The organism is Streptomyces sp. DvalAA-43 (genome assembly GCF_900091725.1).
Lineage (GTDB): Bacteria > Actinomycetota > Actinomycetes > Streptomycetales > Streptomycetaceae > Streptomyces > Streptomyces pulveraceus.
The window spans coordinates 23092-38520 of the sequence record NZ_FMBW01000037.1 but is presented as its reverse complement, the minus strand read 5'-3'; the positions used below and the strand labels follow the sequence as shown (position 1 = coordinate 38520).

The 15429-nt window shown below is 72.4% G+C and carries 9 protein-coding genes; 7 read left to right on the top strand and 2 right to left on the bottom strand.

Features of this window, described 5'->3' with window-relative positions:
- Positions 1–89 precede the first annotated feature (89 nt).
- Positions 90–1796 carry a glycerol-3-phosphate dehydrogenase/oxidase gene (locus GA0115234_RS10835; protein WP_093540708.1) on the top strand — a complete coding sequence of 569 codons (1707 nt, stop codon included), beginning with the start codon at positions 90–92 and terminating at the stop codon, positions 1794–1796.
- Positions 1797–1828: 32 nt separating this feature from the next.
- On the opposite strand, the gene GA0115234_RS10830 is transcribed toward GA0115234_RS10835, so the two are convergent.
- A complete protein-coding gene (locus GA0115234_RS10830; RefSeq protein ID WP_093540707.1) occupies positions 1829–2917 on the bottom strand; it encodes a serine hydrolase domain-containing protein in 1089 nt (362 codons plus the stop codon).
- A 120-nt stretch (positions 2918–3037) separates the two neighbouring features.
- On the opposite strand from GA0115234_RS10830, the gene GA0115234_RS10825 reads away from it, so the two are divergent.
- Positions 3038–4972 carry a serine/threonine-protein kinase gene (locus tag GA0115234_RS10825; RefSeq protein ID WP_093540706.1) on the top strand — a complete coding sequence of 645 codons (1935 nt, stop codon included), beginning with the start codon at positions 3038–3040 and terminating at the stop codon, positions 4970–4972.
- Between the two features lie 10 nt (positions 4973–4982).
- Positions 4983–5918, top strand: a complete 936-nt coding sequence (locus GA0115234_RS10820; RefSeq protein ID WP_141718416.1) for a hypothetical protein — start codon at positions 4983–4985, stop codon at positions 5916–5918.
- Positions 5919–6031: 113 nt separating this feature from the next.
- Here the strand turns inward: GA0115234_RS10820 and GA0115234_RS10815 are convergent, their stop codons facing one another.
- A complete protein-coding gene (locus GA0115234_RS10815; protein WP_093540704.1) occupies positions 6032–6508 on the bottom strand; it encodes a hypothetical protein in 477 nt (158 codons plus the stop codon).
- 273 nt (positions 6509–6781) lie between these two features.
- Between GA0115234_RS10815 and GA0115234_RS10810 the strand changes: the two genes are divergently transcribed.
- The 4 genes from GA0115234_RS10810 (at position 6782) to GA0115234_RS10795 (ending at position 15113) form a co-directional block, all read left to right on the top strand.
- The gene (locus tag GA0115234_RS10810; protein WP_093540703.1) at positions 6782–9610 is read left to right on the top strand and encodes a protein kinase; all 2829 of its coding nucleotides are present in this window, start codon (positions 6782–6784) and stop codon (positions 9608–9610) included.
- Between the two features lie 129 nt (positions 9611–9739).
- Entirely contained in the window at positions 9740–11422 is a 1683-nt protein-coding gene (locus GA0115234_RS10805) for a serine/threonine-protein kinase (RefSeq protein ID WP_093540702.1), read from the top strand.
- A 185-nt stretch (positions 11423–11607) separates the two neighbouring features.
- The gene (locus tag GA0115234_RS10800) at positions 11608–13236 is read left to right on the top strand and encodes a succinic semialdehyde dehydrogenase (protein ID WP_093540701.1); all 1629 of its coding nucleotides are present in this window, start codon (positions 11608–11610) and stop codon (positions 13234–13236) included.
- Between the two features lie 50 nt (positions 13237–13286).
- Positions 13287–15113, top strand: a complete 1827-nt coding sequence (locus tag GA0115234_RS10795) for a GMC family oxidoreductase N-terminal domain-containing protein (RefSeq protein WP_093540700.1) — start codon at positions 13287–13289, stop codon at positions 15111–15113.
- Positions 15114–15429 lie beyond the last annotated feature (316 nt).

Below are 15429 nucleotides of genomic sequence, written 5' to 3'. Positions count from 1 at the left end.
AGAATCGAGAGGTGGGCGCGGGCCGCCCCGGCCGCCGGGCCGGAGGGCGTCCCCGTGCCGGACCACCCCGATCTACCCGGGAGGCAGCGGTGAGGACAGCGACACTGGGACCTGCGGAGCGCGCCGAGGCGCTGGCCGCGATGGCCGAGCGCGAACTGGACGTGCTGGTCGTGGGGGCGGGCGTGGTCGGCGCCGGTACGGCGCTGGACGCGGCGACGAGAGGACTCTCGACCGGCCTGGTCGAGGCCCGGGACTGGGCGTCCGGCACATCGAGCAGGTCGAGCAAGCTGATCCACGGCGGGCTGCGGTATCTGGAGATGCTCGACTTCGCGCTCGTCCGGGAGGCACTGAAGGAACGCGGGCTGCTCCTGGAGCGGCTGGCCCCGCATCTGGTGAAGCCGGTGCCGTTCCTCTATCCGTTGCAGCACAAGGGCTGGGAGCGGCTCTACGCCGGTTCCGGAGTGGCGCTCTACGACGCGATGTCGGTCTCCTCGGGCCATGGCCGCGGCCTGCCCGTGCACCGGCATCTCTCCCGCCGCCGCGCCCTGCGTGTCGCCCCGGCGCTGAAGAAGGACGCCCTGGTCGGGGCCCTGCAGTACTACGACGCGCAGATGGACGACGCCCGCTATGTGGCCACCCTGGTCCGCACCGCCGCGGGGTACGGCGCGCAGGTGGCCAACCGCGCCCGGGTGATCGGCTTTCTCCGGGAGGGCGAGCGGGTCGTCGGTGCCCGGGTGGAGGACGTCGAGGCGGGTGGGGAGTACGAGGTCAGGGCCAAGCAGGTGGTCAACGCGACCGGGGTCTGGACGGATGACACCCAGGCGCTGATCGGGGAGCGCGGGCAGTTCCACGTCCGGGCGTCCAAGGGCATCCACCTGGTGGTCCCCAAGGACCGCATCCACTCCTCGACCGGCCTGATCCTGCGGACCGAGAAGTCCGTCCTCTTCGTCATCCCGTGGGGGCGGCACTGGATCATCGGGACGACGGACACCGACTGGGACCTGGACAAGGCGCACCCGGCGGCGTCCAGCGCCGATATCGACTACCTGCTCGAACACGTCAACTCGGTCCTGGCCACGCCCCTGAGCCGGGACGACGTCCAGGGCGTCTACGCCGGGCTGCGGCCGCTGCTGGCCGGCGAGTCCGACGCCACCAGCAAGCTCTCGCGCGAGCACACGGTGGCGCATCCGCTGCCGGGCCTGGTGGTCGTGGCGGGCGGCAAGTACACGACGTACCGGGTGATGGCGAAGGACGCCGTGGACGAGGCGGTGCACGGCCTGGACCAGCGGGTGGCGGCCTGTGTCACCGAGGAGATCCCGCTGCTGGGGGCGGAGGGCTACCCGGCCCTGTGGAACGCCCGCGCGAGGATCGCGGCCCGCACCGGTCTCCATGTCGCCCGGGTGGAGCACCTGCTCAACCGGTACGGCTCGATGACCGAGCAGGTCCTTGAGCTGATCCTCGGCGATCCGACGCTGGGGGAGCCGCTGCCCGCGGCGGACGACTACCTGAAGGCCGAGATCGTCTACGCCGCCTCGCACGAGGGGGCCCGGCATCTCGACGACGTCCTGACCCGCCGGACCCGGATCTCCATCGAGACCTTCGACCGGGGCACCCGCAGCGCCAGGCTCTGCGCGGAGCTGATGGCGCCGGTGCTGGGCTGGGACGAGGGCCAGATCGACCGGGAGGTCGAGCACTACGAGAAGCGGGTGCAGGCGGAGCGGGAGTCGCAGCGCCAGCCGGATGACCTCACGGCCGACGCGGCGCGGCTCGGGGCTCCGGACATCGTGCCGATCTGAGGGCTGTCCCGCCAGGGACCACGGGGCCGCCCTCAGGGATTCCGGGGCGGGTGCGGCGCGGGGCAGAACTCCGCTTCCAGGAGCGCGGTTTCGAGGGTCTCCGTGTCGGCCAGGGTGTCCGTGTCGACGCGGTAGGTCAGGGTGTGCCGGCCGTCGCGCGTGGCGGCGGTGCGGACGTGACTGCCCGCGATGTGGCCGTTGTGACCCCAGACGGTGACGTCGCAGGAGAGCTTCTGCGGATAGACGCCCAGGCCGTAGACGCCGTGTGTGGCCCGGGTGTTCAGCAGGAGCTCCTGCTGGGCGGGCGCGAGAAGACGGCCGCCCAGCAGGGCCGCGTAGAACCGGTTCAGATCGTCGAGCGTGGAGATCAGTTCGCCGGCCGCGCCCGCCGTGCGCGGGTCGAGCGCGGTGACGTCGCGCAGGCGGCCGTCGTCCGGATCGCGGGTGTAGCCGCGGCCGTGCGGGGAGGGCAGAGCGGTACGGGCGCCCGGGAGGGAGGTTCCGGTGAGACGGAGGGGGGTGATGACGCGGTCGTGGATCTCGGCGGCGTAGCTGTGTCCGGTGACCCGTTGAACGACGAGTCCGAGTACGGCGTAGTCGGTGTTGGAGTAGGCGTAGCGGCCGGGGGCACCCGTCGGACGGTGGGCCAGGGCGACGCGGACCGCCGCGGTGGCGGAGAGGGGGTGGGCCGATGGCTCGGCGGTGTAGTCGTAGAGGCCGCTGGTGTGGTCGAGCAGTGCGCGCAGGGTGATGCGGCGGCCGTTGTTCCCGTTGCCGTGCACCAGCCCCGGCAGCAGCCGTTCGACCGTGTCCGACAGACGCAGCCTGCGTTCCCCGACGAGTTGGAGCACGACCGTGGCGACGAAGGTCTTGGTGATGCTGCCCGCCCGGAATCTGTCCGTCCGTCGGATACCGGGACCGGTCGAGCGATAGGTGTCGTACGGTGCGGAGGAGACGCGGCGGGCCAGCAGCGCCGCCGTGGGGGCACCGCCCTCGGTGACGAGCCGGGGAAGGTAGGCCGTTGCGGGGGTCGGATGTGGTTCGCTGGACAACGGCGCCGATCCCAGGCCGAACAGCGTCAGCAGCAACGGCGCGACGAGCAGTGCCCTGGGTATCGGCATGGTGGGGATTCCCTTCCTCCGGGCACATCATGACGGGCCTGTGGACCCCGCACCACGACCGGCGCCGGGGTGAGGGACAATGAACGCTCTGCCAGGGCGGGTTGATCGCAGAGGGGACGCATGTCGGAGGCGGAGCAGGCACGGGAGCCCCAACGGGACAAGGACGGACGTCTCCTTGCGGGGCGGTACCGGCTCGGGGAGGTGCTCGGCCGGGGCGGTATGGGTACGGTCTGGCGTGCCGTCGACGAGACGCTGGGCCGCACGGTCGCGGTCAAGGAACTGCGGTTCCCCTCGGCCATCGACGACGACGAGAAGCGCCGGCTCATCACGCGCACGCTGCGTGAGGCGAAGGCGATCGCCAGGATCCGCAACAACGGCGCGGTGACCGTCTACGACGTGGTCGACGAGGACGACCGGCCGTGGATCGTGATGGAGCTCATCGAGGGCAAGTCCCTCGCCGAAGCGGTGCGCGAGGACGGCGTGCTGACGCCGAAGCGCGCCGCCGAGGTCGGCCTCGCCATCCTCGACGTGCTGCGCTCGGCACACCGTGAGGGCATCCTGCACCGCGATGTGAAGCCGTCCAACGTGCTGATCGCCGAGGACGGCCGGGTCGTGCTGACCGACTTCGGCATCGCCCAGGTCGAGGGCGACCCGTCGGTCACCTCGACGGGCATGCTCGTCGGCGCCCCCTCCTACATCTCGCCCGAGCGCGCCCGCGGCCACAAGCCGGGACCGCCCGCCGACCTCTGGTCGCTCGGCGGACTGCTGTACGCGAGCGTCGAGGGCTCCCCGCCGTACGACAAGGGGTCGGCCATCGCCACCCTGACCGCGGTGATGACCGAGCCGCTCGACCCGCCGAAGAACGCCGGTCCGCTGGAGGAGGTCATCTACGGCCTGCTCGCCAGGGACCCCGAGCAGCGGCTCGACGACGCGGGCGCCCGCGCCCTGCTCAACGACGTGATCCACGCCCCCGAGAAGCCGGACCCGGTGGTGCCCCCGCCCGCCGACGCCACCCAGGTCATGGCGCTGCCCAAGACACCGGCCCCACCCGGCGCCAAGTCGGCGACGGCCTCCGCGGAACAGGGCGAGGGCACCCGGGACCGGTTGCGGGGCGCCCTGCGCTCGGTACGGAACGCGAAGACGGCACCGGCCGTCGCGGCGGCCTCGGCCACCGCGCCGCCCAAGCCCTCGGACTCCCCCTCGGCCGGTGGCGCGGGCACCCCCGCGAAGCCTTCCCGGCCCGCGGCCGCCACGGCCTCCGCCGCCGTACCGCCGCCGCGTCCGGCGACGTCCCCGGCGGCCCCGCCCCGGGCCTCCCTCACGGACGTGGTGCCGCGCCGCACCCTGGCGATCATCGCGGCCGTGATCGTGCTCGCCGTGCTCGGCACGGTCCTCGCGCTCACGCTCGACGGGGGTGATGGCGACGACGCGAGCAAGGGCGGCGGCAAGGACGACAAGTCCACCTCGGCCGGGGCGTCGACCGGCGGCAGCTCCCCGGAGACCGACAGCGGCAAGGGAAAGGGCCAGGGAGCGGAGAACGGAAAGGGCGAGGGAAAGAGCCCGAACACGCCGTCGAAACCGGCGAATTCGGCCACATCGTCCGCTGAGCAGGGGAAGGACGACGAGAAGTCCACCCGCTACGAGCACGCTCAGGGGTTCTCGATCAGTCTGCCGGAGGGGTGGAAGTACCAGTCGACCGGAGCCGCCGGGGCGCGCTTCACCGGTCCGGACGGACAGCGCCTTCTCGTGGGGTGGACCTCCACTCCCAAGAGCGACCCGGTGGCGGACTGGAAGGCCCAGGAGTCCTACATGAGGCGCGGCCACTACGAGCGCCTGCGGATCGACAAGGTCGACTACCGCGGCTGGAACACCGCCGACTGGGAGTTCACCTACGAGGACGGCGGTGTGAAGTACCGCACCGTGGACCGGGGCTTCGTGGTGAACGACCGGCTGGGCTACGGGCTCATGTACACCGCTCGCGCGGCCGATTGGGACGACGACCTGCGGCGTGCCGCCTGGAAGACCCTCGCCGACTCGTTCACGCCCAAGTCGTGAGCCGCTGATCATGACTGAGGGAGCCGGCCGTGGTGCCGCGATGGCCGCAGCGGCCGCCGCGGCAGTGGCCGTGGTGGTACTCGGCGGCTGCACGGCGGGCACGTCCGGAGAAACCGCCGTTCCGAAGCCCGCCGGGAAGAGCCCGACGCAGTCCGCGCGGCCCGGTGGGGAGGTGCCGGACGGCGACGTGCCCCCCGTGAGGCTGCCCATCGACGCCTATGCGCTCAGCGACGAGGGCATCGCGCTGGTCGCGCGGGCCGGGGCGAAGCTCACCCAGGACTGCATGAAGGGGTTCTCGCTCCGGTACGAACCGCCGGAGGTCCCGCAGGATGCCGCCGCGACGGAGAACAGGCGCTACGGAATCTCGGACGCGTCCCTGGCCGCCAGGTACGGCTACCACCTCGCGCCTCACCCCGACACGGCCCCGGCCGGCCGACTCACCGCGGCGCAGAGCATGGTGCTGTCCGGTGAGAAGGAGAACGGTGAGCGTGCGCATACGTACAACGGAAAGAAGATCCCCGAACACGGCTGTGCCGGTCAGGCGGCATATCAGACCCGGGCGCGCTACCGCGCGGAGGACGCCGCCGCTGTCGCCTCGGACATCGACACACGGAGCTTCCAGACGTCCCTGACGGACGAAAAGGCCGGGGCGGCGGTGAAGGACTGGTCCGCTTGCATGAAGGAGAAGGGCCTGACGTACGGGAGTCCGTTGGAATCCGTGGCGGATCGGGCCTTCACAGGGGCCGGCACGGCGTCCGACAAGGAGCGTGCGGTGGCCGTCGCCGACGTGAACTGCAAGGCCCGGACCGGGCTCGTCGCGCGTTGGATGTCCGCGGAGGCGGCCATTCAGCGAGATCTGATCCAGAAGAACCGCGCCGTCCTCGGGAAGCTCGAGGACGCGCAGCGGCAAGAGCTCGGCTTTGCCCGCCAGGTGCTCCGGGACTGAGGTGACATCCTTCGCCAGGAGCTTCCGGGCTGAAGTGGCGCACCGCGCCCGGTGCGGGCTCTCGCCCCCGACACGGGGCGAGAGCCGTTCACGAGGTCATCACGGCGCCGGGGTCACCACCACGACTTGCACCCGGACGGGAGCTTGGGCAGAACGTTCGGGTAGAAGCGCAGCGAGGCATTGTTGTTGTACGTCTTGGCGAGCTTCGGCGCGGACGCGACGCTGTTCTCGATTCCCCCGAAGAGGTCGCAGGGGCCCGCGTACCCGCTGTTGAAGAAGATCGCCCCGTAGCTGGCCTGCGAGCTGTTGTGAGCACGGAACTTGGCCGACGCCGCATGGTTCTTGACCGTCAGGCCCTTGCCCGCGCCCGACGTACTGAAGTTGAAATCACCCAGGTTGGGGATGTCGCCGGAGGCGATGAACGCGGAGCCGCCGTAGTTGCTGTTGTAATAAAAGACCATGCATGTCTTGTGAATGCTGCTGCAGTTGCCGGTGTCGACGGCTGCGGCGGGACCGGCGGTGGCCGCTACGCCGCCCAGGGACAGGGCGATCGTGCTCGCGGCCAGGGCGACTCGTCTGCCTGTGTTCAACGCAACTCCTGGGTCCCGTGTGCACAGATGTGCACGTCCTCGATGTCTGAAACTTCACCCTAGAGCACATGCCGACCGCTCCTACTGGGGCCCGCCGCACGGGACTTGACGCGCACGGCGCGGTACGCGCGCCGCCGAGGCGTCCGGCAGATCTCCCATCCCCGTGCCCCGTCCCTTTCGAGCACGTATCGTGAGTGGTGGCATTCCTGGCGTGTGTGCAAGGGACCGGGCACGGTGGCGAGGCGACCGATGGGTCCGTCGGGGGGAGGCGTCGTGGACGACTACGCGGGTCGGGTGCTTGCCGACCGCTACCGCCTTCCGCTGCCTCCGGCCGATGAGTACGAACCGGTCCAGACCCGGGCGTTCGACACCTACAGCGGACAGGAAGTCCTGGTCCGGCAGGTGCCGTTGCCCGAGGTGGTGGACGCCGAGGTGCTCGACGCCGACGATCCGGTCCCACCGGCCCGCCGGGCCACCGGGCGGGCGGTGCGGGCGCCCGCCGACCCGGCCGTCCTGCGCGCGGTGGAAGCGGCCCGGGCGGCGGCCCAGGTGCCCGACCACCCCAGGCTCGACCAGGTCTTCGACGTGTTCGCCGAGGCGGGATCGCTCTGGATCGTGAGCGAGTTCGTCGCGGCCCGCCCGCTTGCCGCGCTCCTCGTGGACCGCCCGCTCAACCCGTTCCGGGCCGCCGAGATCGGCTCCGACGTGCTGGCCGCGCTGCGGGTGCTGCACGCCCACGGCTGGACCCACCGGAACATCACCGTCCGCACGGTGCTGATCTGCGACGACGGTCGCGTCGTGCTGACCGGCCTGGCGGCCGGGGCGGCGGAGGAGGCGCTCTGCGGATACGTCCCGACACCGCAGCCCGATGAGGACGAGGACGAGCGCGGGGGTGGGTTCGGCGACGGGGGCGGCTTCGGCCGCCCGGCGATCGACGCGGATCCGGCGGGGGTGTTCGCACCGCCCCGGCCCGCCGCACCGCCCCCGCCGGCCATACCGCCGAGGCCCGCACCACCGGCCGAGGTACCGGCCGCACGGGTCCCGGCGGCGATCGAGACGGGCCGGGTGACCGGCGACCACCACGACGACGATCGGTACGGCGAAGGCACCCCGTACGGCGGCGGCCACCGCCCGGACGGCCACCACGGCAACGATCCGTACGGCGACGGCGACGGCGACCGCGACGACCCGGACGACCGCTACGGCGAAGGCCCCGACGACCGTCCCGACGACCGCTTCCGGCGCGATGCCCCCCGCGGCGGCACGGCGGATGCCGCACATCTGCGGGCCGAGCGCGCCGGAGCCATCGCCGCCTACCGGGCGGGCGCCCGCGCCGCCGCCCGCGTCAGCGAGGACCGGCGCCGCACCGGGGCGGGCGACGCGGAGGACACCGGCAGCCTGCCGGTCCAGCGTTCCGCGCGGCCGGAGGAGACCGGACCGGCCGCTCTCCGGGGCCACGCCACCGATGACCCGTACGCCGATGACCCGTACACCCACGCCCCGTACGCCGAGGCATCCCTCGACGATTGGGAGGACGACGGCGACGAGGACGGTCCGCCGCCCGCGCGGCGGCTGCATCTCACCGGTTCCTGGAGCGACGGCCCCGCGTCCGGGCGCCCCGTCCCCGCCGGAGGCTCGGGCGGGTACGCCCCGCAGACCGACGCCCCGGCAGTGCCCGCGCAACGGCCCGGCGGGCAGCGGCAGCCGGGCGGCTGGGACGAGGGCACCGGGAGCGGGGGCACGGACTCGGTCTATCGCGGCCCCGCCACCCCCCTCGCCGCCGAACGCGCCCGGCAGGCCCGGATCGCCGTGGTCGGCGCGGTCACCGAGCGCTGGGCGCCCGAGCAGGCCGGCCCCGTCCACGAGAACTGGCGGCTGGCGCCCCCGATCGGACCCGCCACCGACCTCTGGGCGCTGGGTGCCCTGCTCTACCGCGCGGTCCAGGGCCACGCCCCGTACCCCGAGGAGAACGCCGCCGAGCTCGTCCAGATGGTCTGTGGCGAGCCGCCCGCCTTCGCGGAGGAGTGCGGCCCGCTGCGCCCCGTCGTCGAGTCCCTGCTGCGTCAGGACCCCACCGAACGGCCGGACTTCGAGGAGCTGAGCGGCTGGCTGCGCTCCCTGGTGCGCTCGGCGCCCGAGCCCGAGGCCGGTCTGGACGTCGTACCCCTGCCGTCCGCCGACACCGCCCGGCTCCCCGTCGTACGCCGCCGGGGCGAGCTGGTCCGCAGACGGCGCGGCAGGAACGCGTCCCACGGCCGCCACCGCCACACCAAGGACCGGCAGGACCGGCCCGACCGGCAGGACCAGCCCGTCGCGGAGAGAGCCCCCCGGACAACCCAGGCCCCATCGAGGCCGCCGCGCGAGCCCAAGGGCCCCAAGGCGCTGCGCACCCCGCCCCGCCCCCGGGACGACGGCGAGCGGCAGGCGCCGCGGCGGCTCGGGCGGCTGCTCCTGGTGCTGATCCTGCTGGCCCTCGTCGCGGCCATCGCGTACGCCGTGCTGTTCCTGCCCAAGTCGGACGACCGGTCGGGCGCCCGCTCCACGGGCCCGGGTTCGTCGACGTCCGGTGAGCCGGAGCCCGGCAGCGGAGGGTCCTCGGGGTCATCCGGTGCGCAGCAGCCGCAGACCAGCCGCTCCGCCGTCGCGCTCGCCCCCGGCTACACCCTGCGCAAGGACGCGGAGGGCTTCGAGGTCGGTGTGCCCAAGGGCTGGCGGCGCACCCCCGCCAACGCGGACCATCAGATCCGCTACGGCAGCGACGGCTTCAGCCTGCTCATCGTCCCCGGGCGCGACACGGTCAAGGCCAAGGGCGACGACCCGCTGGCGTACCAGGCCGACAAGGAACTGGAGTTGCAGCAGTTCCGCGACTCCAGCTGGTCGGGATCGAGCGGGCTGCGCCGGATCGACGTGGGGCGACAGGCCATGGCGGAGGGCCAGTTCACCTGGCAGGACGCGTCGGGACGCCAGGTGTACGCCCGCAATCTCGTGATGGTCGTGGGCGGCCGCTACCACGTCATCCAGGTCATCGGCCCGGAGAACCGCCGCGACAAGGTTTCGGACATCTACGAACAAGCCATCTCTTCCTACCGCGTGACGCCCTGAACTCTCTCCGTGCACCCACTCCCGATGACGGAGCGACAAGCATCACAGTGCGGTCTCGTGGGGGGTGCGAGGTTCCGTGGCCGTGCATCCCCTCCGTAATCTGGCACCCGAGGAACGGGGCGGGGATACGTGGATCGATCACAGGGAACGGACGCGGGACTGGTGCTGGCCGGCAGGTACCGGCTGGGCGAGGTCCTCGGGCGCGGCGGCATGGGCAAGGTCTGGCGCGCCCACGACGAGGTGCTGCACCGCACGGTCGCGGTCAAGGAGTTGACCGCCGGTCTCTATGTCGCCGAGGCCGACCGGATCGTGCTGCACGCCCGCACACAGAAGGAGGCCCGCGCGGCCGCCCGGATCACACACCCGGGCGTGGTCACCGTGCACGACGTGATCGAGTACGACAACCGGCCCTGGATCGTCATGCAGTACGTCGACGGTCCCTCCCTCGCCGACGCCGCGAAGGAGTCCGGTGAGATCGAGCCGCGCGAGGCCGCCAGGATCGGCCTCCACGTGCTGAGCGCCCTGCGCGCCGCGCACGGGGCGGGGGTTCTGCACCGGGACGTGAAGCCGGGCAACGTGCTCCTCGCCAAGGACGGCCAGGTGCTGCTCACCGACTTCGGGATCGCCGCCATCGAGGGCGACTCGACCATCACCCGGACCGGCGAGCTGGTCGGCTCCATCGACTACCTGGCGCCCGAGCGGGTGCGCGGCGGCGACCCGGGGCCGGCGTCCGACCTGTGGTCGCTCGGTGCCACGCTCTACACCGCGGTCGAGGGGCGCTCGCCGTTCCGCCGTACGTCCCCGATCTCCACCATGCAGGCCGTCGTCGCCGAGGAGCCCCCGCCGCCCGTCCGGGCGGGCCCGCTGACCTCCGTGATCACCGCGCTGCTGCGCAAGGAGCCGGACGAGCGTCCGTCGGCCGCGGAGACCGAACGGATGCTGCTGGACGCCATGGAGGGCCGCGCGCCCGTGGCGGCGCAGGCGTTCGTGCCGACGCAGCGGGTCCCCGACGAGGTCCTGCGCTCCCTGGGAGCGGACGGCACGCCCGTGCCCGGGACCACCCAGCTGCCCCACCCGGCGGAACCGGCCCCGGCCCCGGCACCGGCCGCCGCACCGGCACCCGCCCCGGCGGCCCGGCGCAGCCGCTGGCGCACCGCGGTCCTGGTCATCGCGGCCGCGGCGCTGGTCGGCGGCGGCGCGGGCCTCGCCGCGATGAAGTACGGGGACCGGACGGAGGGCACCGCCGGGCGCGACGACACGGTCAGGCACACGAACACCGCCCCCGAGAAGCCCAGCGCCCCGCCCTCGGTGAAGCCGGAGGCGTCCGCGAAGGACAAGCCGGTGAAGGACGTGCCCGACGGCTGGCACCGGGTGGACGACCCCGAGGGCTTCAGCCTGGTCGTGCCCGACGGCTGGGAGCGCCGGGCGGACGGCAACCAGGTCGACTACACCCCGGACGACGGCGTGCACTACATCCGGATCAGCATCGACCCGGACCCCGACTTCGACAATCCGTACATGCACACGCTGAGCCTGGAGAAGCAGCTCGCCGAACGGCTGCCCGGCTACCAGCGCAAGACCCTGCACTCCAACACGTACCGGGACCGGCCCGGCTCGCTCTGGGAGTTCACCTGGACCGAGACCAAGAACCACCCGGGCCCGCGCCACGCCATCGACCAGATGTACTTCGGTGAGGAGAGCGGTCCGGAGTACGCGCTGTACATGACGGGACCGGCGGACGACTGGGACACGACCCGGTCGCAGTTCGACACGATGCTGCGCGGATGGCGGGCACCCGACAGCTCCGGATGAGGTCGGCCGGAGCGCTGGACGGGGTCCGGATGAGGTCCGGATGGGGTTCGCCGGTCCGGGGCGTGGATGGCAGGGCTCCTGATCAGGGGCTTTGTTGCCAGTGATCGCTGGCTCGTTTGTGGGGAGTGTGAAAACCTGTTACCCACGGGTACCCAAAGTGTGCGGCTGGACGTACTCTCGCCCTCATGACGGACTCGCAGGCCTCCACGTCCACCTCCGCAGCCCCGCTCGGCACCAACCCGGTGGCCGCCGCCCCCGCGGGGGCGCGCACCGCCGCCGATGTGGTGACTCCCGAGGTGGTCGCCCAGCTGACCCGGGGGGTGGCCGGATCGGGCCGTACGGCCAACCACACCCCCTTCACCGGGGAGAAGCTGGCCGACCTGCCGGAGTCCACCCCCGAGGACGTGGCGGGCGCCTTCGAGCGGGCCCGCGCCGCCCAGCCCGCCTGGGCCGCGACCCCCGTCCGCGCGCGGGCCGCCGTACTGCTCCGCTTCCACGACCTGGTGCTCAGCCGCCAGGCCGAGGTGCTCGACCTCATCCAGCTGGAGACCGGCAAGGCCCGGCTGCACGCCCATGAGGAGGTGCAGGCCGTCGCCGTCGCGGCCCGCCACTACGGGCGCAGGGCCGCCGCGTATCTGAAGCCGAAGCGGCACACTGGGGTCGTACCGACCCTCACCAAGGTCACCGAGCTGCGTCAGCCGCGCGGCGTCATCGGGCAGATCGCGCCGTGGAACTACCCGTTCGAGCTGTCCGTCGGCGACGCGCTGCCCGCGTTCGTCTCCGGCAACGCCGTCGTGATGAAGCCCGACACGGAGACCGCGCTGACCGCGCTCTGGGCCCGTGACCTGCTGATCGAGGCCGGACTGCCCGCCGAGGTCTTCCAGGTCGTGCTCGGCGAGGGCCCCGTCGTCGGCCCCGAGGTCGTCAGGCACGCCGACTACGTCTCGTTCACCGGCTCCACCCGCACCGGCCGCGAGGTCGCACAGGGCGCGGCGGCCCGGCTCGTCGGCGTCTCGCTGGAGCTCGGCGGCAAGAACGCCATGCTGGTCCTGAAGGACGCCGACGTGGAGAAGGCCGCCGCGGGCGCCGTCCGCGCCTGCTTCTCCTCCGCGGGCCAGCTCTGCATCTCCATCGAGCGGCTGTACGTCCACGAGTCGGTCGCCGACGACTTCGTGGCCCGCTTCGCCGCCCGCACGAAGGCCATGCGGCTCGGCAACTCCCTCGCCTACGGGGCCGACATGGGCTCACTGGTCGGCGAACGCCAGCTGGAGACCGTCACCCGGCATGTCGCGGAGGCCGTCGAGAAGGGCGCCAAGCTCGTCGCGGGCGGTGTCGCCCGCCCCGACATCGGTCCGCTGTTCTACGAGCCGACCATCCTCGACGGCGTCGAGGCGCCGATGGCCGTCTGCAACGAGGAGACCTTCGGCCCGGTCGTCTCCATCTACCGCTTCACCGACGAGGACGAGGTCGTGGACCTCGCCAACGCCACCCCGTACGGCCTGAACTCCAGCGTCTGGACCAAGGACTCCCGGCGCGGTCACCAGGTCGCCGCCCGGCTGCGGACCGGCACGGTCAACATCAACGAGGGGTACGCCCCCGCGTATGGCAGCGTGCAGTCCCCGATGGGCGGCATGAAGGACTCCGGCCTCGGCCGCCGGCACGGCTCCGAGGGCATCCTCAAGTACACCGAGGCGCAGACCGTGGCCCAGCAGCGGCTGATGCCGCTCGCCCCGTCCTTCGGCATGGACGACGAGAAGTACGCGGCGTTCATGAGCGTCAGCCTCAAGGCGATGAAGGCGTTCCGCCTGCGCTGACCCCCGGTGGTACCGCAGCACCTTCCGCCCGTTCCGCACCGAGGAGAGCCATGTCCCAGGACAGCCCTGCCCAGAACCGGCCCGCCGCGCCGGAAGGAACCGACGACGACGCCTACGACTACGACGTGCTCGTCGTCGGCTCGGGCTTCGGCGGTGCGGTGTCGGCCCTGCGGCTGAGCGAGAAGGGGTACCGGGTCGGGGTGCTGGAGGCGGGCCGCCGCTTCACCCCCGGCACCCTCCCCAAGAGCTCCTGGGACCTCAGGAACTATCTGTGGGCCCCCGCGCTCGGGCTCTTCGGCATCCAGCGGGTGCACCTGCTCGGCAAGGTGATGGTGCTCGCCGGGGCGGGCGTCGGCGGCGGCTCGCTCAACTACGCCAACACGCTGTACGTGCCCCCGGCGCCGTTCTTCGAGGACCGGCAGTGGGCGGCCATCACCGACTGGCACGACGAGCTGAAGCCCTACTACGACCAGGCCGAGCGGATGCTCGGGGTGCGGCTCAACCCGACGACGACCCCCTCCGACGTCCACCTCAAGGCCGCCGCGCAGGCCATGGGCGTCGGCGACACCTTCCACCTCGCCCCGGTCGGCGTCTTCTTCGGCGACGGCAAGGACGCCGACGGCACGGCGCGGGCGAAACCCGGCGGCACGGTCGCCGACCCGTACTTCGGCGGCGCGGGCCCCGCCCGCAAGGCCTGCACCGAGTGCGGCGAGTGCATGACGGGCTGCCGGCACGGCGCGAAGAACACCCTCAACGAGAACTACCTCCACCTCGCGGAGAAGGCCGGAGCCGTCATCCACCCGATGACCACCGTCGTCGCGGTCACCGACGACCCGGAGGGCGGCTACCGCGTCGTCACCGTCCCCACCGACCGCCGCAGGAAGGCGAAGCCCACCCGGCTGCGTGCCCGCAAGGTGGTCGTCGCGGCCGGCACGTACGGCACCCAGACCCTGCTGCACACCATGAAGGACAAGGGACTGCTGCCCCGGCTCTCGGCCCGGCTCGGCGAGCTGACCCGTACCAACTCCGAGGCGCTGGTCGGCTCGCAGACCAGCGACCGGCGCTACCGCAGGAAGCACGGCACCGCGAAGGCCGACTTCACCCGGGGCGTCGCGATCACCTCCTCGATCCACCCGGACGAGAACACCCACATCGAGCCGGTCCGCTACGGCAAGGGCTCCAACGCGATGGGTTCGATGTCCATCCTCCAGGTGCCCTACGGAGGGCGAAGGGTGCTGGGCTGGCTCGGCAACATGGCCAAGCACCCGACCCTCGCCCTGCGTTCGCTCTCCAACCACCACTGGTCGGAACGGACCATCATCGGGCTCGTCATGCAGTCGCTCGACAACTCCCTGACGACGTACCGCAAGCCGGGCGGCGTGGGCAAGGGCCTGCTCACCGCCCGGCAGGGGCACGGCACGCCCAACCCGACCCAGATCGCCGAGGCGACCCGTGCCGCCACACTGCTCGCCGAGGAGATCAACGGCTTCGCGGGCTCGAACGTCGGCGAGTTGATGGGCACCCCGCTCACCGCGCACTTCCTCGGCGGCTGCCCCATCGGCGCCACCGCCGAGGACGGGGTGATCGACCCGTACCACCGGCTCCACGGACACCCCGGCATCTCGGTGGTCGACGGCTCGGCGGTCTCCGCGAACCTCGGCGTCAACCCGTCGCTCACCATCACCGCACAGGCCGAGCGCGCCATGTCCTTCTGGCCCAACAAGGGCGAGGCGGACCCGCGTCCGGCACAGGGCGAGGCGTACGAACGGCTGGCCGCGGTCGAACCCCGGTCGCCGGCCGTGCCGAAGGACGCCTTCGGCGCGCTGAAGCTGCCGTTCCTCGGGATACCGGCCGTCCCGCCGAAGAAGAAGCCGTAAGCCGTAGGACGCCGCTGCACTCGGAAGGGGCTGCACCCCCCTCCGAGTGCAGCCCCTCCGCGTCCACGGCGGACCGACGCGTCACACGCCGACGGCACCGTTCCGGGGCGTGGCGCGGTGGGCGCCACGGGTTACGGGACGGGTCCGCCGTGGGGGACACGAGCGGGGCCGGTGGTTCCGCATGGTTGACCTGCGGTCCGCCGCAATGGTTGTCCGGATGCCGACAGGACCCTTATGTGACGCCGCTCACGCCAAAGGGCCCTGCCGACCGGATCGGGTCGGCAGGGCCGTTCGCACTTCGTCGCCGGGGCGCGGC